At 41.8% G+C, this 18,957-nt stretch carries 13 protein-coding genes; 5 read left to right on the top strand and 8 right to left on the bottom strand.

Annotated elements, in window-relative coordinates; all coding sequences use genetic code 11:
• The first annotated feature begins 57 nt into the window (after positions 1–57).
• From VCM39_RS11895 to VCM39_RS11885, 3 genes are all read left to right on the top strand, one after another.
• On the top strand, positions 58–1,785 hold the full coding sequence (locus VCM39_RS11895) for an ATP-binding protein (protein WP_322932617.1): 1,728 nt from the start codon (positions 58–60) through the stop codon (positions 1,783–1,785).
• A 550-nt stretch (positions 1,786–2,335) separates the two neighbouring features.
• On the top strand, positions 2,336–3,118 hold the full coding sequence (locus tag VCM39_RS11890; protein ID WP_221649085.1) for a HipA family kinase: 783 nt from the start codon (positions 2,336–2,338) through the stop codon (positions 3,116–3,118).
• Complete coding sequence (locus VCM39_RS11885; RefSeq protein WP_007485243.1) at positions 3,096–3,479, top strand: DUF3037 domain-containing protein; 384 nt, start codon at positions 3,096–3,098, stop codon at positions 3,477–3,479. Before VCM39_RS11890 ends, VCM39_RS11885 begins: the two co-directional genes overlap by 23 nt.
• Positions 3,480–3,633: 154 nt before the next feature.
• Here VCM39_RS11885 and VCM39_RS11880 read toward each other — a convergent pair whose 3' ends face one another.
• On the bottom strand, positions 3,634–5,298 hold the full coding sequence (locus VCM39_RS11880; protein ID WP_221648916.1) for a long-chain fatty acid--CoA ligase: 1,665 nt from the start codon (positions 5,296–5,298) through the stop codon (positions 3,634–3,636).
• Between the two features lie 392 nt (positions 5,299–5,690).
• Here VCM39_RS11880 and VCM39_RS11875 point away from each other — a divergent pair, with 392 nt between their 5' ends.
• Positions 5,691–7,478 carry a hypothetical protein gene (locus tag VCM39_RS11875; protein ID WP_322932618.1) on the top strand — a complete coding sequence of 596 codons (1,788 nt, stop codon included), beginning with the start codon at positions 5,691–5,693 and terminating at the stop codon, positions 7,476–7,478.
• A gap of 190 nt (positions 7,479–7,668) precedes the next feature.
• On the opposite strand, the gene VCM39_RS11870 is transcribed toward VCM39_RS11875, so the two are convergent.
• The 7 genes from VCM39_RS11870 to VCM39_RS11840 all read right to left on the bottom strand — a co-directional run bounded on the left by VCM39_RS11870 (position 7,669) and on the right by VCM39_RS11840 (position 16,227).
• Entirely contained in the window at positions 7,669–9,117 is a 1,449-nt protein-coding gene (locus tag VCM39_RS11870) for a potassium/proton antiporter (protein ID WP_322932619.1), read from the bottom strand.
• 343 nt (positions 9,118–9,460) lie between these two features.
• The gene (gene hcp / locus VCM39_RS11865) at positions 9,461–11,092 is read right to left on the bottom strand and encodes a hydroxylamine reductase (RefSeq protein ID WP_322932620.1); all 1,632 of its coding nucleotides are present in this window, start codon (positions 11,090–11,092) and stop codon (positions 9,461–9,463) included.
• Between the two features lie 175 nt (positions 11,093–11,267).
• On the bottom strand, positions 11,268–11,948 hold the full coding sequence (locus VCM39_RS11860; RefSeq protein WP_322932621.1) for a Crp/Fnr family transcriptional regulator: 681 nt from the start codon (positions 11,946–11,948) through the stop codon (positions 11,268–11,270).
• A 78-nt stretch (positions 11,949–12,026) separates the two neighbouring features.
• A complete protein-coding gene (locus VCM39_RS11855; protein WP_322932622.1) occupies positions 12,027–13,340 on the bottom strand; it encodes a sensor histidine kinase in 1,314 nt (437 codons plus the stop codon).
• On the bottom strand, positions 13,337–14,677 hold the full coding sequence (locus VCM39_RS11850) for a sigma-54 dependent transcriptional regulator (protein WP_322932623.1): 1,341 nt from the start codon (positions 14,675–14,677) through the stop codon (positions 13,337–13,339). The genes VCM39_RS11855 and VCM39_RS11850 overlap by 4 nt, the downstream gene beginning before the upstream one ends.
• A gap of 100 nt (positions 14,678–14,777) precedes the next feature.
• On the bottom strand, positions 14,778–15,398 hold the full coding sequence (locus tag VCM39_RS11845; protein WP_223382408.1) for a hypothetical protein: 621 nt from the start codon (positions 15,396–15,398) through the stop codon (positions 14,778–14,780).
• 22 nt (positions 15,399–15,420) lie between these two features.
• Positions 15,421–16,227 carry a metallophosphoesterase family protein gene (locus tag VCM39_RS11840; RefSeq protein WP_221648909.1) on the bottom strand — a complete coding sequence of 269 codons (807 nt, stop codon included), beginning with the start codon at positions 16,225–16,227 and terminating at the stop codon, positions 15,421–15,423.
• Between the two features lie 387 nt (positions 16,228–16,614).
• Between VCM39_RS11840 and VCM39_RS11835 the strand changes: the two genes are divergently transcribed.
• On the top strand, positions 16,615–18,927 hold the full coding sequence (locus tag VCM39_RS11835) for an ABC transporter permease (RefSeq protein WP_221648908.1): 2,313 nt from the start codon (positions 16,615–16,617) through the stop codon (positions 18,925–18,927).
• Positions 18,928–18,957 lie beyond the last annotated feature (30 nt).

Genomic DNA, 18,957 nt, shown 5'->3' with positions numbered 1-18,957 from the left:
TATCTCATCCAAAAGGTGTATATTCGCAATATCAAATTCATATAAGAAGAGTAGGTTATGAAATCAACTGTAAGAATCACTGTGCCTTATGCTGTGGCAAACTATGTAGAAATGCGCGAACGTGGATTTTACTATGTGGACAAGACAATGTTTATTCCCGATCTGGAACTATATAAAGCTCCTGTCTTTTTGCGTCCGCGCCGTTTCGGAAAGAGCTTGTTAGTGTCTATGTTGGCCGCTTACTATGATTTGAATATGGCAGATCGTTTTACAGAACTGTTTAGAGATACATACGTTGGAAGTAATCCTACAAAAGAGCATAATAAATATCTCGTGCTTCGCTTCGACTTCTCTAAAATGGTAGTAACCGATACACTGGAAGGGTTACAAAAGAACTTTAATGATTTGAATTGCGGAGTCATCTATGATATGGTGAAAGCCGATGCCAGATATGCACGTTTATTCCCGGATTTTGAATTTAGTGATAAAACCGATGTCACAAAGATGTTGGAGGATATGTTGCGTTATGTATCGTCCCATAATCTTCCTCCGGTATATCTTCTTATTGATGAATATGACAATTTTACCAACCAGCTGTTGACTGCTTACAAAGATCCGCTCTATGAGCAAGTGACTACTGCCGACAGTTTCTTACGTACTTTCTTTAAAATAATAAAGGCAGGTATCGGCGAGGGAAGCATACGTACCTGTTTCTGTACAGGAGTACTTCCCGTCACAATGGACGATTTGACCAGTGGATACAACATTGCGGAGATCTTGACACTTGAACCTGACTTTCTAAATATGCTTGGCTTTACTCATGCAGAGGCAGAAGTGTACCTACGCTATGTACTCCGGAAATATTCCGGTAACGAAGAACAATTCGATGAAATATGGAAACTGATCGTGAGCAACTATGACGGTTACCGGTTTCAGCCTAATGCGGAGCCTTTGTTTAATTCTACCATACTGACTTACTTTCTTAAAAAGTTTGCTGTTAATGGTATTGTTCCCGATGAAATGATTGATGAGAATTTGCGTACAGACATCCATTGGATTCGTCGACTTGCGTTGAGTCAGGAGAATGCCAAACAGTTGCTCAATACATTGGTGATGGAAGATGAAATAGCTTATGCACAGCCTGATTTGCGAAGCAAGTTCAATAAGCAGAAGTTTTTCGACAAGAATTTCTATCCTGTCTCCTTGTTTTATTTGGGCATGACGACATTGAAGAATTCCTTCCGAATGACGTTGCCCAACCTGACCATGCGTAGCATTTATATGGATTATTATAACCAGTTGAATGACATTGATAACTTTGCAAACCGCTACGTTCCTGCCTTTGAGCAATTTACTCACGACCGGCGTATGGAAGGTATTTTCCATAACTACTACGATCAATACCTTGGGCAGTTTCCCGCACAGGTATTCGATAAGATGAATGAGAATTTCATTCGTTGTTCGTTCTTTGAACTGTGTTCGCGTTATCTGAGCCAATGCTACACCTTTGCATTAGAACAGAACCATCCTGCCGGACGTTCGGATTTTGAGATGACAGGAATTCCCGGAACGGAATATTATAAGGATCACCGGATTGTAGAGTTCAAGTATTTCAAAGCAAGCGAAGCAAAGAAAGTACTGGCACTCAATGCTCCACGTCGCGAAGATGTGGAACAGGTGAAGCAATATGCGGAAACAATTCGCGTACAATTCCCATACTATAATATACAAATGTATGTGGTGTATGTGGCTGCTAATAAAGGATACAAATTCTTTGAAGTATAAACATACTAAACAAGCATTGTAAAAATACGTACTTTATAGGTATAAAAGTACGTATTTAAGTCACTATTAATTACCTATTTAACGCATACTTAAAATAGTACTTTTGTATGCGATAAATATCTATATTGAAATGCTTGATTTCTAATAAGATACCTGTCTGATATTTCGCTTTTCTGCTCTTATTACTCTATTACTTCATTCATCGAAAATGTTTTAGTAACTATAAAAAAATATTGTAGTAATAATCCCTTGTTTTTATTTTATCCATCTGATTGAACGTAATAGGTATATAATTTTTGCATGATACACGCTAATATAGCATGTATAATCATGTTTTTTCACTCTTTATGTGTATTTTACTTTCATCGCATCTTTAATATCTGTATACTATAAAGATGAGGATAAAACAATGTTGTTTGCCTTTTATTAGTATATTTGTCTTCCTGTTTTCATTTAAGTTTTAACTGAAACTATTTAAAAGCACAACTGTTTATATAAATATGATATAAACAGAAAGGAGAGAAACACTATGATAATAAGAGGAAATGAGATCGATATACGAACCGTTGATGTAATTCGTTACATCATGCCTTTACGTGAGGGAGGTTCGTTGCCAGCTCTTGCCGAAGCTGATGATGGATTTAAATATGTGGTAAAGTTTCGTGGGGCGGGGCATGGGACAAAAGCGCTTATTTCTGAGCTGATAGGAGGAGAGGTAGCCCGTGTGTTGGGTTTGCGTCTTCCGGAAATTGTTTTTCTAAATCTGGATGAAGCTTTCGGGCGTTCGGAAGGAGATGAAGAGATACAAGACCTGTTGCAAGGAAGTCGTGGGTTGAACCTGGGGTTGCATTTCCTGTCGGGAGCATTACCGTTTGATCCTGTGGTAACAAAAGTGGATGCTAAGTTAGCCTCACAGATAGTATGGCTGGATGCCTTTTTAACTAATGTGGATCGTACAGCCAAGAATACCAATATGTTAATGTGGCATAAAGAACTGTGGCTGATAGACCATGGCGCTTCTCTGTTTTTCCATCATTCGTGGGTGAACTGGAAGAAACATGCACTGAGTCCTTTTACACAGATAAAGGAACATGCATTGCTGGCCGAAGCGAGTGACCTGGAGGAAGTGGACCGGGAATACAAAGAGATATTGACTGATGAAATATTGCGGGAAATAGTAGATCTGATACCCGATGACTGGTTGCATTGGCGGGATAAAGAAGAAACACAGCAGGATATACGAGATATTTATTTTCAATTTCTAACAGAAAGGATACGTCATTCCGAACTATTTGTAAAAGAAGCACAGGATGCCAGAAAAGCACTTATATGAATATGCAGTAATCCGCATTGTACCGAAGGTGGAACGTGAGGAGTTTATGAATGTTGGAGTTATCCTGTTCTCAAAACAGGCTGACTTTATAAAAATGCGTTATGAGATAAATGAAAACAGGCTTAGAGCCTTTTCTCCGGAACTGGATATAGAGTCGTTTCGCGAGCATATGGAGGCTTTTAGTAAGGTCTGTTCGGGGCATGAGACTGGAGGAACAATTGCTCTGTTGGATATTCCGGAACGTTTCCGGTGGCTGACGGCTCTGAGAAGTTCCTGCATCCAGACTTCAAGGCCACACGTAGGTTTTTCTGCCAATCTGGATCAGACACTGAATGATTTATTTCAAGAATTGGTGGAATAAGCAGTAAAAACCGAAAGTCATAGTATGTATTTTAATTGCACCGTAGTGGAATGGAAATTAGACTCGTGTGGTTTTTCGGTCGAATAACCGCTCGATTTAATTACATCGCAGTGGCATGGTAATAATAAAGATGGTAAAAGAAGCGAAAGGGCAATCAACCTTTCGCTTCTTGATACATAAACCGTTTGATACTTTTCTTAGCTGTCTTTTCAAACTCTTCAAAGTGTATTTTTACTTTGCTTATCTGGCTGAATGCAGGTAACTGAAGGTTCAGTTCCAGCCGGTTTACCTCCATTGCTTTCTCAATATCCGGTTGTTGCAAACCATGGGCAAATGCATCGTCAAAGTCAGGATATATGAGAGCAACAAGTTTGTCATTCTGCAATACGATCAATGACTCTGCTACATACGGCATATTGTTCAGTTTGCTTTCAATCTCTTCGGGATAGATGTTCTGTCCGCTTGAGTTAAGCAGAAGATTCTTACTGCGTCCGCGTATTGTCACATACCCTTGTTCGTCTATTGTGGCAAGATCGCCTGTATGCAGCCACCCGTCTTTATCTATAATCTGTGCAGTAGCTTCCGCATTTTTATAATATCCCAGCATGAGGTTGTCTCCTCTGCAGATGATTTCTCCGGCATGTGTGTTGGGATCAGGAGAATCTATTTTTACTTCCATGCGACTGGCAGCTTTTCCACATGAGGCTTTTTTGAGATCTTGCCAGTAGTCTGAACAGATAATAGGACCACATTCAGTCATTCCGTAGGCAATTGTATAAGGGAAACCTATCTTTTTTAAGAAAGCTTCAATCTCTGCATTGAAAGGAGCACCGCCGATAATAATATCATTAAAGTTACCACCAAAAATTTCCATAGCTGTCTGTCGGGCGGCTGCTTTCAGTTTATCGTTGAGGATGGGAACCCGCAACAATAGTTTGCCTATCCTGTTGTCCAGCCGGAGTAATACCTCTTTTTTGATGATCTTTTCTACAATCAGGGGTACGCATGAAATCAGTTTCGGTTTGATTTCGGCAAAAGACTGTGCTATGATTTTAGGAGAGGGCATCCGGGTGAGGAAATACAGATGTGCGCCTGCTGAGAAACTGTACAGGAAATCATAGGTCATACCGAATACATGGCCTAACGGAAGCATAGATACAACCGTATCTCCGGCTTGCAGAGGACGCATCTCATAACAGTAAGTAATGTTGGACCATATGCTACGGGCAGGCAGCATCACTCCTTTAGAGTAGCCGGTAGTTCCTGAGGTATAGTTAATGATTACCAACTCTTCGGGATCGCTTTTGCGATATGAAATGTGTTCTTTCCGGAAACATTTGGGATAACGTTTTCCATAGATCTCATTCCGGTGCTCAAAGGCATAAGTCAGTTGATCACAACGGGACACAAGTGCAGAGAAGTCTTTCAAAGAAGCGATCCCCTTTAATAGAGGCATGGCATCCTCATTCAGGTTTTCCCATACCTGGTCGCCAACGAACAGAAGTTTAGCTTCGGAGTGATTAACGATGTTGTGTATATTATCGGCTTTGAATTCATGAAGAATGGGAACGATAACGGCTCCATAAGTTACTGTTGCCAGAAAAGCAACTGCCCAATGTGCACTATTGCGTCCACAAACAGCTATTTTATCACCGGACTGAATGCCGGCACTCTCAAGTACAATATGAAATTTTGCTATTTTGCGGGCAACATCCTTGTATTGAAGGGTGATTCCTTTATAGTCTGTCAGGGCGTTACGATCCCAGTTGTTTATGATACTTTGCTCTATATAGTCTATGAACCCTTGTTGTTGTTCCATATTTGCTTTTTGCACATTTGTTTTAAAACTGCGCAAAATTAATATTTCATTAACAAAGACGGGGTTCTCCCGGAAAGTTTTACGGTAAATTAACGGGAGGTGGAACTGATCAGAAATGAGTAAAACCCACCACAGAGTAACACAGAGTTCCACAGAGTAGTATTTATCTGATGAAACTCGGATTAACACAGATAAACACAGATTAAAAGACTGTAGTTCTCTTAGATGAAAGTCTGCATTAATTCTGCGTTCAATAAAGATTTAAACTCTGTGTTACTCTGTGGTGAAATATACTCAAAACCGTACGAATTTAAGTAAGAACTGAATGTAATTATAATCAAAAGGTATATCTTTGTAACCGGATACTAAACTTGTCTGATAAAAAGATTACTATGAAAACTGTTCTTACATCTCTGCTTGTACTCCTATTAGGAGTTTTACCTCCCGTTGATATATGTGCTGCCAATCGTGTGTATGATGTCTCTGATTTTGGTTTGAAAGCCAATGGAAAGAAAGATGCATCACCTGTATTGCAAAAGATTTTAGAGAAGATCAAAAGAGATTACCAGGAAGGAGATAATGTCACATTACGTTTTCCGACGGGCAGGTATCATTTCTTTGAAAAGAATGCAGCATCTCGCCAGTATTATATTTCTAACCATGACCAGACAAATCCGAAGAAGGTAGGTATTGCTATTGAGAATATGAAAAATCTGACTTTGGATGGACAAGGATCTGATTTTATTTTCCATGGTCGCATGATTCCTGTCTCTCTTTTGTATTCGGAAAACTGCATACTGAAAGATTTTAATATTGACTTTGAGAATCCGCATATAGCACAGGTACAAATAGTAGAGAATTCTGTAGAGAATGGTATTACTTTTGAAGTAGCTCCCTGGGTGAACTATCACATCAGTAAAGATTCAGTTTTTGAGACATTGGGTGAAGGTTGGAAACTTCGTCCTTCTTCCGGCATTGCCTTTGATCCTAAAAGCCGTCATATAGTCTATAACACCAGTGATTTATATTATCCGAATAAGGGAGTAACCCAAGTGGCTTCACGTCGTCTCAATATAAAGAGCTGGAAGGACAACCGGCTTGTTCCAGGTACAGTAATTGCTCTGCGTACTTACTTCCGGCCTACTCCCGGAATATTTCTTTCACATGATGTAGATACGCAATTATTAAACGTGAAAGTACATTATGCCGAAGGAATGGGATTATTGGCACAATTGTGTGAGAATATAACCTTAGATGGATTTAACGTCTGTCTTCGTGGGGAAAATGATCCCCGTTATTTCACTACTCAGGCCGACGCCACTCATTTTTCGGGTTGTAAAGGAAAGATTATATCCCGGAATGGCCTTTATGAAGGCATGATGGACGATGCTATCAATGTACATGGTACTTACCTGAAAGTTATCAAGCGGATAGACGACCGTACTTTGGTAGGACGGTATATGCACGACCAGGCCTGGGGATTTGAGTGGGGACGACCGGAGGATGAAGTGCAGTTTGTACGTTCGTTAACAATGGAGCTTGTGGGGAGTCAGAATAGCATTACGGCGATCGCTCCCTATGATAAAGAGGAGGTTCAGGGCGCGCGTGAGTTTGTTATTTCTTTCCGTGATCCTGTTGATGCGGTTGTCAATGCTGAAAGTGGTTTTGGTATTGAGAACCTGACCTGGACTCCGGAAGTGCTATTTGCTGATAATGTGATTCGTAATAACCGTGCTCGCGGTGCACTGTTTAGCACTCCTAAGAAAACGATTGCAGAGAATAACCTGTTTGACCATACATCCGGTACAGCCATTCTGCTGTGTGGTGACTGTAATGGTTGGTATGAAACAGGAGCTTGCCGGAATGTAATTATCCGGAAAAATCGTTTTGTGAATGCACTTACAAATATGTTTCAGTTCACAAATGCTGTAATTTCTATCTATCCTGAAATACCTGACCTGAAATCGCAACAAAAGTATTTTCATGGTGGAGTTGAAGAAGGCATCGTGATTGAAGACAATGAATTCGATACCTTTGATGCACCGATTCTTTATGCCAAGTCGGTAGACGGACTTGTATTCCGTAATAATAGTATCCGGATGAATACGGAGTATAAGTCGTTTCACTGGAATAAAAGCCGCTTCCTGCTGGAACGGGTAACCAATGCGAAAATAGAGTAATTACTCGATTGCATATAGAAGTCACATAGGCTATAAACGGAGGTGTGCCAAAGGTAAAATCAGCCATTATTAAAACGCAGATGATCGCTAATTAACGCAAATATTAAATTGTATTTGCGTTAATTAGCGATCACCTGCATTTCTAAAGTCACATGTTGATAGCTTTATCCGGCTTTTGAAAGGGAGATTTTTATTCTTTGCTCTTCTCTGAAATGAGTAGTAGCTTATCATCTACATGTAGTTTCAGACTTCCATTCGGAATAAGGAATTCGTCTCCACGTTTTACGATCATAACGAGTGTGCCTTTTGGAAGATTCATATCTTTCAGTGTATCGGCTTTCTCTATCATTTCCTGCGTTACAGTCATGTCGCGAAGATCGGAGTCTATCTCTTCGGGTAATTCTACTCCAAAGTCATTTCCGGTTTTCTCGAGCGGGGTGGAGAGATGAAGCAAACGTGCTACATAAGAAACTGTAGTTCCCTGTACTACCAGCGAAATGATGGTAATAAAGAATACGATATTGAATATAACATTTGATCCTTCCACATTGGCCACTACCGGATAGGTGGCAAAGATAATCGGAACAGCTCCGCGTAATCCTACCCATGATACGAATAACCGCGACTTGAATGTTATTTTCCGGAATGGGAGCAGACAAAGAAATACACTTAACGGACGACCGATAACAATCATGAATACCCCGATAAGCAATGCTACACAAGCTACTTCGAGCATCTCGTGCGGATTGACAAGCAAGCCGAGCATGAGGAACATGATAATCTGGAAAAGCCAGGTGAGTCCGTCCATGAAGGTAGCAATCTCTTTTCGAAACATGATCTTATTATTACCCACCATTATACCGGCAATGTATACTGCCAGATAACCGTTTCCATGTAGTCTGTCGGTGATAGCAAACGTAAAGAATACAAATGACAGAAGGAGGATAGGGTAGAGTGATTGGTTATCAATGTTGATTTTGTTGAGGATCAATATAGCCAATTTACCCAGTACATAACCGGCAGCTGCACCTACCAGAAACTGAATAAAGAAAGAGCCTAATATGGCACCGGCTCCCATACCGGAAGACTGAACGAACTGTATGAGAACAATCGTGAGCATATAAGCCATAGGGTCATTACTACCGCTCTCCAACTCAAGCATCGGGCGAAGGTTGTGTTTCAGATTCATTTTCTGTGAACGGAGAATGGCAAAGACGGAGGCAGAATCTGTTGACGACATAGTAGATGCAAGTAGCAGTGAGGTTGTGATTGGCAGGTAGATATTACTCCAGCTCATACCGGAGAGCCACCAGATAAATAGCCCTGTGAACAGGGCCGTAAGTAACACTCCAACGGTGGAGAGCACGATACCCGGAGTCAATATCGGACGTATTTCTGTGAACTTAGTATCCATACCACCGGAAAAGAGGATAATACTAAGTGCCACCATACCTATGAATTGTGCGGTTTTTGCACTATGGAATTGAAAGCCCAAGCCGTCGCTTCCAAAAAGCATACCAACAACAAGGAATAATAACAGGGCAGGCACTCCGAAGCGATATCCGGTTTTACCGACAATGATACTGACGAAAAGTAAGATAGAACCTACAAGTAGAATATTTTCTGCAGTGAATAACATGGGCTATATATTATAAGGGTTATAAATAAGTCTTTTTTTGCTTCACCGTGCGAAGTTACGTAATTTAGATAACAAATAAAACCCCCTTTTGGATGTATTTTGTATCCCGGAAGGAGGTTAAATAGTTTAAAAATGTTATATTTCTACCTGTTTTATTATTAAAACACAGATAATCGCAAAGTCTGGCTTCTGTTGAAAACTACTGTGTTTTAGAAGTCATCTATTGAGAGGGAGGAAGAGAAGGGAGAGGGGAGGGGAGCAAACCGGGGTGCCGGAAACTTCCGCCACTACATCGCTTACCGAACCTCCCCGTGCGGGAAGCACCGGTTAGAATAGTCTTCTTTTAGCTCAGAAACTTCATAATATCTTCGTCTGCCGTACTTATTGTAGCAATTCCGAAGTTATCAATCAGTACCTTCTTGATGTTAGGTGAAAGAAAGGCCGGAAGAGTAGGGCCGAGGTGTATATTCTTTACTCCTAAAGACAACAGGGCAAGGAGTACGATCACGGCCTTTTGTTCATACCAGGCAATATTGTATATGATTGGTAACTCATTGATATCTTTCAGCCCGAATACTTCTTTCAACTTCATGGCGATTACTGCTAATGAGTAACTGTCATTACACTGTCCTGCATCCAGAACGCGGGGAATTCCATTAATATCTCCCAATGGTAATTTATTGTAACGGTATTTGGCGCATCCGGCGGTAAGGATTACTGTATCGTGAGGTAGTTTCTCAGCAAATTCAGTATAATACTCACGGCTCTTCATACGTCCGTCACAACCTGCCATAACAAAGAATTTGCGGATGGCTCCACTCTTGACGGCTTCTACCACTTTGTCTGCCAGTGCAATAACCTGTGCGTGTGCAAATCCGCCAACGATTTTACCGCTCTCTATGGCTACGGGTGGCTGGCAGCGTTTGGCATGTTCAATGATAGCAGAGAAATCCTTTTGTCCTCCGTTTTTGGCTTCGGGAATATAAGTTGCACCCTCCAGTCCGCAGGCACCGGTAATGTAGATACGGTCTTTGTAGTTTGCATCCGGGCGGGGAGGTACAATACAGTTGCTGGTAAACAGTATCGGACCGTTGAAGCTTTCAAACTCTTCTTTCTGCTTCCACCAGGCGTTCCCGTAGTTTCCGGCAAGGTGTTTATACTTTTTAAGTTGCGGATAATAGTGTGCCGGTAACATTTCACTGTGAGTATAGATATCAATGCCCGTACCTTCTGTCTGTTGTAACAACTCTTCCAGGTCTTTCAGGTCGTGTCCGCTGACGAGGATACCCGGGTTATTTCGTACACCGATATTAACTTCCGACAGTTCCGGGTTACCATAGGTTTCTGTATTGGCAGCATCCAGTTGCGCCATAGCTGATACACCTTGTCTTCCGGTTTCAAGAACCAGGCTGGTGAGTTCGTCTACGGTGATGTCGTCACGGGTTAGTTCGGCAAGTGCATGTTGCATGAAAGCGAATATTTCCGGGGATTCATACCCTAAGTTGTGGGCATGTTCTACGTAAGCTGCCATGCCTTTTAACCCGTAATGTACCAGTTCTTTTAAAGAACGAATGTCTTCGTCTGGTGTGCGGAGCACTCCTACGCTTTGGGCTTTTTCTTCAAATTCGTCTTCGCTGCCATTCCAGGTGCATTCATCGGGGGCATGTTCAATCGTTACTTCCTGGGCGAGTTTACTTTTGAGCTTCAATCCTTCCTTGATTTTACGAATGATGGCTTTTTTATCAAAGTTAGCATTGGTGATCGTTATAAAGAGGGCATCAAAGATAAAGCGGTCCGCTTCGTCCGAAGGACGCTTCTCCTCACGTAACTTTTGGTTATACACGGCAATACCTCTTACTACAAAGAGCAGAAGGTCTTGAAGATTAGCAACTTCGGATGTCTTTCCACAAACACCTCTTAGGGTGCAGCCAGTGCCTTTTGCTGTCTCCTGGCATTGATAACAGAACATGTTCATAATTTCTACGTATTTATTGGTTATTAATTGAACGCAAAGGTAGAGGAATGGTTTGAGGCAATTCTGTAACCAATGTTACAAGTTAGTGGAAAATTGAAAATTGAAAGTTGAAAATGGGCTGCGTGGGTGTAGTGCAGGAGTAACTTTATTCCTCCCTGTCATCCGAATGGCACTTTCACGTGTGGGAAGCACTCACCGTCAATTGAATCAGTGCTTGCTTTTGTAGTATTTTTATTTGTTTTCTATCTGCTATTATTAGCTTATCTTCTTGCATGTGAGCCAGTTCCCGTGCCAGTGAGGGGCGGGATACTCCGAAGTAATCACTCAATTGTTGTTGTGAGCGATTGAGTGTGATATGTTCACTTTGCTGCTGATTGGATAGGCGAAGCAGATAGGATGCCAGTTTCTGCCGGATTGTTTTGAAGGACATGAAAAACAGTTTATCCGAGAGGGTATGGGCGTAATTAGCAGAGAGATTCATATAATTTTCCAGAAACTTCTCGTTCTTTCTGAATAACTTTAGTACGCTTGTCTTAGGTATTTCAATCACTTCAGTAGCCTCATTAGCAGTAACTTCTACCGGATAACGATTCTCGTTTCCGAAAAGAAAAAGCGGTGCTATCGCTCTTGGTGCGGCAATGTCTTCTACCTTTATCAACCTTCCGGAGTCGTCAATCATCTCTCCGCGTACACTACCTTTTATGAGAATTACGAGGCGGTTGCATACATCGCCCTGGTGAGCAAGAATTTCTCCTTTCCGATAGATCCGGGTATGAAAATTAATCTCTCTGAGATCTTCGGTGAGTACATTGGGAGCAATACCATTGAATAGTGGGTTGTTGGCAAGTATTATCATGAGTGGTGTTTCTGTTAATTTACACTTATATAAACAGATGAACGGACTTTTTTGTTTGAGAAAGTATTGTCACAGAGGTTATTTAAACTTCAGTATGAACCTGGTTTCCTTTCCCGGCAACAGTGTAATACTTCCGCCGGACAACCTCATAATCTGCCTGGATATACTGAGACCAATGCCGCTTCCCCCTTCTTTGGTGGTAAAGAAAGGGATGAAGATATGTTCTGCTACTTCCGGCGGGATCACAGGACCATTGTTCTTTACTTCTATGATTACTTCTTCTGCCTCGTTGCAACAGGCATGGATGGAGATGCAACCGTCCGGTTGGTCACCTATTGCCTGTATAGCATTCTTCAACAGATTGATAACCACCTGTGAGATGAGGTTTTCGTCTGCATACAGAATCAGGTCGGCGGGTGATACGTCGGTCCGGAAAGAGATGTTACCGTCCGGATTCTGGTGCTTTGCCAGCTCTACCATGCGATCAATAAAAGCCTTGACATAGAATAACGATGGTTCGGGTACGGGGATACGTGTGAAACGGCGGTAGGATTCGACGAAAGAAAGCAATCCTTTTCCGGTAGAACTGATTGTTTGCAAACCGTTGCATATCTCTTCGTCTTTTGTATCGGCAAGAGAGAGCAAGGTATCACTCAGAGAGGTAATAGGAGTAACTGAGTTCATGATTTCGTGAGTCAGTACGCGTGTCAGGCCTATCCAGGAGTCTATTTCCTTATCATCCAGTTCGGTGTTGATATTGTTGAGTGTCAGGATACGCAGGTGCTCTTTCCGTACGGTGATGTCTGATACACGTATGGATAAATTCACTGTTTCCCGTTCGTTGTTGAAAGTGGTTTGCAGTTTATCTCCCGGGCGACAGGAAGAGAGTATTTCTACTAATCCTGTATCTATCTGACTTAGTTGTTGCACGTGGGTGAATACACTCAATCCGAGCAGACGGAGGGCTTCTTCATTTTTCTGATAGACCGCACCGTTGTCATTCAGTACTAGCAATCCGGTACTGATACAGTTGAGTATGAGTTCGTAGTATTTTTCCTGTTGTGCCGTGTCTGCCTTTACATTATATAATATACGTCCCACACGGTTAAGGGCACGGTTTATTTCCCGGTTATCGGATGTACTTTCTTCTTCGGGAAAATGAAAGGAGTTATCGTTGTTCTCCAGCGCATCAATCATGAAAAGTACCTGACGGGTATGATGACGATAAAGTCGTAACTGCCACCAAAGACTCCATAGCAGGGTACAAAGGCATATGCCCATCCAGACGAAGGTTCCATTTGTGGCAAGCAAGGTTGTGGTGATGCCCAGAGAGAGGCTTAGCAGCACGCGAAACCAGTATTTGTCTGTTAGTTGCCGGAGGAGTGAACTCATAAGCCGAACTTTTTCATCTTGTTGTACAACGTCTGCCGTGTAATGCCCAATTGAGCAGCAACGGCAGAAAGATTTCCTCCGCATTTCTCCAACGCTTTTTGTATCATCTTCATTTCCATCTCTTCAAGAGTGGAAGCGGTTGTTTCAGGCATTTCCGTACGGCGGGAGAGCTGAAATATTTCAGCAGGTATTACTGCTCCGTCACAGATGATAATTGCTTTTTCGATAGCATGTTCCAATTCGCGGATATTACCATACCAGGGATGAGCGGTCAGTTTGTCTTTGGCAGAAGGTCCGAGGCTTATCAAAGCCTTATCATATTGTTTGCAGAATCGGGCGATGAATCGTTCGGCCAGTGGAACAATGTCTTCCTTTCGTTCACGCAGAGGAGGGATTTCTACATGAATCGTATTGATACGATAGAGCAGGTCCTCACGAAATTCATCCCGGTTTACCATTTCCTGTAAATTACGGTTAGTGGCACAGATAAGACGTATATCTATCGGTAACGGTTCATTACTACCTACCCGGACGATGCTCCGTCGTTGGATAGCAGTCAATAGTTTGGCTTGCAGGTGGTAGGGGAGGTTTCCTATTTCATCCAGAAAAAGTGTACTGTGGTTGGCAGCTTCAAATTTACCGGTACGGTCGGCATATGCATCCGTGAATGAGCCTTTTACATGTCCGAATAGTTCGCTCTCAAACAATGATTCTGTGATAGCACCCATATCCACTGCTATCATTTCCTTTTGTTTTCGCTGGGAGAGGGCGTGTATTTCCCTTGCCAGCATCTCTTTACCTGTGCCGTTTTCACCGGTGATGAGGATATTGGCATCGGTGACAGCTACTTTCTCTATAAGCTGGCGCAGTTGTTGCATGGCGCTGCTTTCTCCCCAATACATGGAATTACAAGAATTGCTTTCCTGCTTTGTGTGTTTTTTCTTTCCACCTTTTGCCTGGGTGGCGGCAGATAGCAAGGTTTCTACCAGTTTCTGGTTGTCCCAAGGTTTTACGATAAAGTCTGTAGCACCTTCTTTAATACCTTTTACAGCAAGGTCAATATCGGCATAAGCCGTGAAAAGGATAACGGGTAGTGCCGGACGTAGTTTCTTTATTTCATGTAGCCAGAAAAGTCCCTCATTTCCGCTGTTGATACCAGATGTAAAGTTCATATCAAGAAGAATCACTTCGGGAGCTTCTTCGCGCAATACAGCCGGTAAAGTGACGGGTGAAGGAAGAGTGATAACTTTTGTAAAGTAGTTTTTCAGGAGTAGCTGAACGGCTGTCAGTACTCCTTTATTATCATCGACGATAAGAATAGTTCCTTGTTTACTCATAAATTTGAGAGTTAATATCGGAACAAATATACGTAATAAAATGATTTGTGAGTAGTGATTCGTGATAAATGAATAGTCAACTACCGATTCGTACCCCCTATTAAAACAGTTGTAATTTCAATCCAAATGAAAGACTAAGATAGTCTCTGGGACGAAGATAACTATTTGTTGCAGCACTTATCAGATACAGGTCACAGGTACTTAATTCGTAGAAGAAAGTAATTGATTTTGCTGTATATCGTCGTTGGGGATCTATATCATAAGTAAGCCGTTGGCCCAGGAAGATATGTGAACGTATCTTACTGGAGAAACCGTAATATCCTTTGGGGTACCGGTCTGGTTCGTGAACCCAGAATTCATTACCGAATACCGTGTTGAAATAGATACCGCAAGTCAATGGTTCAGTAGAGAAACCTCTGCCCAGGTTGAGGCTCCAGGGCATATAGTTTTGTTTTAGTGTCATGGTCACCTTTGTACGCTTGGAATCATATTTGGGTATAAATCCTAAAAACACATCCGTTTCCCACTGATTCTTTTTTCCGTAATCCCATCCTGTGCCAAAGGACAGTAATCCCATGTTCCCGGCAAACTGTACTTTGGTATGTGTGGGTATTAGTTTTTCCCAGTGTCCACGGTAGCGGTGGATACGTTTGTCATATTTATTGGGTTTTACAATTGAATCTTGTTGTGCAAAGCTGCCGGGACTGAATAGCAGAAGCATTAGTCCGGCACAAAGAGCATATTTAAAAGTTGACCAGTTCATAAGTATAATTGTCAGGGGTAATAGTAAATAACATGTAGCTACGGTGTTTCATGCAATCGCTTCCATAGTATATAACGCCATCGTCAAAAAGATCGTCCGTGCTTACTCTATGGTCATGTGCATTCAGGCAAAACTGTAACTGGGGATACTGTGTTATGTAACGTTGAAAGACTTTTGAAACATTGTTATTGAATACGTCGGAACCGGGTCTTGCGTGCATTGCTACTACGGTCTTCTCAAATTCATCTTGTCGCTCCGTCAGTTGGTTCTCAATAAAATTGAAATCAGGTATCGGCTCGGAATAATCAAACTCCAATGCATTTGTATTGAGGCAAACAAACTTTGTGTTTCCTGCAATGAAAGAGAAATTTGCCGGACCAAATATTTTGGTATATGCCTCGTTTCCCGTTCCCAGACAGTCATGGTTTCCTAATAAAACCACATAAGGAACTTTCAGGCTATTCATGAGATCGCGCTGCCATATAAACTCACTGGTGACACCGAAATCGCTTACATCTCCTCCGTGAATGACAAAGTCTATGTTTTCCAGTTGGTTGATGGAGCTTATACACTTCTCAGTTTCGTCATACCACCGTTGCGAATCGCCCATGGCTACAAAACGGATGGTTGTTTTGTCTTTACAGTTGGCTTCTATTCTTTTGATGTTTTTGGCATTGACCTCTGTTTCTCCTTTGATATGTACATCGTATGGATGATAATCTATCATATCGCATCCTGAAAGTAGAAACAGATAAATCAAGAAGCCACTAATCTTTTTTTTCTTCATACTCCTAATTCGTTAATTGAAAACTTCGCGCAAAGATAAAGTTTTCTTCTTGGCGAACAATAGATGCTTACTCCGATTCAGTGTTATAGAACAATTTTGGAGAAGTATTGTCTAATAATTAGACGAACGTTGTCTAATAATTAGACAGCTGTATAAAACCTGTTTTCTTGTACTTCTTTGTTTCTCAATATTTTAATTGCTTTGGCATACTTTCTGCTTTATAAAGAGAAACATAGAATCTGTTTTTATGAAACAAATGCTGATGAATAAAACAATTAATATGATTTCTTTAAGATTAACTGGCTTCATGCATTGCCAGTGGGAGAAGTGACGTTGCGAAACGTTTCTTCTCCGTTTCTGAAAAGAACAATTAACTTTGCAAGATATATGAGACAACTTTATTATGTAATTAGAACATTGCTTCGGGGACGCGGTTCCAATCTTATCAAGATCATCTCTCTTGGACTGGGATTGACGATGAGCATTTTGTTGTTTGCCCGTGTGGCATTCGAACAGAGTTTCGACAAATGCTACAAAGATTATGACAACCTTTATCAGGTTTTCTCTATTTTCACTGTTAACGGTGAAAAGAGCGAACCGCAGGATATGAATTACGGTCCTGTGGCAGGTGCTATCCTTGATAATTTCCCTGAAGAGGTAGAAGCTGCTACCAGTATTTGTAAATGGGCGGCATCATTACCTCTATATAACGGAAGCGTCCGGTTTGATGATAATAAGATAATGGCAGATTCGCTCTTCTTTCAGACAATGGGTATTGAGGTGCTTAGCGGTAATCCGAGAGATCTGATGCAGAAGGATGTTATTTTCCTGAGCGATCGTCTGGCTACAAAAATCTTTGGTGGAGAGAATCCTGTCGGTAAAGTACTCAGATATAATAAATCCATGGAAATGACGGTAAAAGGTACCTATGCCGCTTTACCCGAAAACACAACCTTACGCCCTGAGGCTGTGATATCTATGCCCAGCATGTGGAGTCGTGATATAGGCAACTATTCCTGGGATGGTGGCGACAGTTACTTTGAATACATCCGTTTCCGGCCCGGGGCAGATAAGGAAGCTGTCTTTGCACGTCTGGACGGTATGATACAAAAATATCTTCCCAAAGAAGGAGAAGGAATGTATGGCTATACAGCTATGGTGAAACCAATCCGTGACGTATACCGCAACTATGATGAGGTAAAACGGATGAAGAGTATAATGAGTATTTTAGGATTTGCGATTCTTTTCATTGCCGGATTGAACTATGTGCTTATATCTATTTCTTCATTGGCTTACCGTGCCAAGTCCGTGGGTGTGCATAAGAGTAGTGGCGCGAGCGGTGGTAAGGTTTTTGGAATGTTCTTGCTGGAGACCGGTATCATTATTCTGCTGGCACTGTTGTTGATGTTACTGATATTAGTGAACTTCCGCGAGTTTTTTGAAGATACAACCGCTGCCAAACTGGAGTCATTGTTTGCTTTTGACAGGCTTTGGGTACCATTATTTACTGTGTTCCTATTGTTTCTGGTAGGTGGCATATTGCCGGGACGAATGTTTGCACGGATACCTGTGTCGCAAGTATTCCATCGCTATACGGAGGGAAAAAAGGGTTGGAAACGTCCGTTACTGTTCATTCAGTTTGCCGGAGTAACTTTTATATGCGGATTGATGTGTGTGGTGATGGTTCAATACAAATATGTATTGAACAAAGACACGGGCTATAATCCAAAACAGGTTGTTTATAGCTATTCCACCTTTGGCGGTACATCAGAAGATAGTAATTATGCCCGTCAGTTCTTCAAAGGATTGCCCTATGTGGAGGGTGTTTCATCTGCTTCATACCCTCCGTGCATTGGTTTTAGTGGTATGATGATACAGAATGAGGGTGGACAGGCACTTTTCTCTTCCCGCTTTTGTGAGGAAGAAGAAAACTATCCCGCTATGATGGGAATGAAGATGAAACAGGGACGTATGGCCCGCGAAAAGGATGAAGTGGTGGTGAATGAGAACTTTGCAGAACGGATGCGTTGGGGAAATGAGATAGTAGGTCGTATGGTCCATGCTGAAGGCAGTACTTACAAAGTTGTGGGAGTTTTGAAAGACTTTCGTACCAATAGTTTTTATAACGAACAGGAACCGCTCATCGTCCATTGCTACAGAAACTTTGGCAATTGTATCCACGTCCGTCTGAAAGAACCTTTTGCTGAGAATTTACGTAAGCTGAATGAGGAATCCTCTGAAGCTTTCCCCGATAAAACAGTCAGTTTCCGTAGTCTGGAGCAGAGTATGGAAGAGAATTATAACGCATTACGCGTATTCCGTAATGCCACACTGATGGCAACTATAGCCATGTTCTTTGTGATGCTGATGGGATTGATAGGTTACACGGCAGATGAGGTGCGCCGACGTAGTAAAGAGATTGCCATCCGCAAAGTAAATGGAGCCGAAGCATCCGGTATTCTGGAACTTCTGTCCAAAGATGTTCTCTATGTGGCATTGCCGGCAACAGTTATCGGCAGCGTAGCATCGTGGTACGTCAATACGATGTGGATGGATATGTTTGCCGAACACGTACCGCTTAACTGGATGGTGTATGTATGGGTGGTTATAGGCGTCCTCGTTGTTATTGTTGCCTGTGTTATCTGGAAGGCATGGCGTATAGCCAATGAAAATCCGGTGAATAGTATAAAGAGTGAATAAACAGAAGATAAATCAATAAAATAAATAGCA

This window comes from Bacteroides mucinivorans (assembly GCF_034654355.2).
In the GTDB taxonomy this organism is placed as follows: Bacteria; Bacteroidota; Bacteroidia; order Bacteroidales; family Bacteroidaceae; genus Bacteroides; species Bacteroides nordii.
This window is presented reverse-complemented; position numbering and strand designations above follow the sequence as displayed.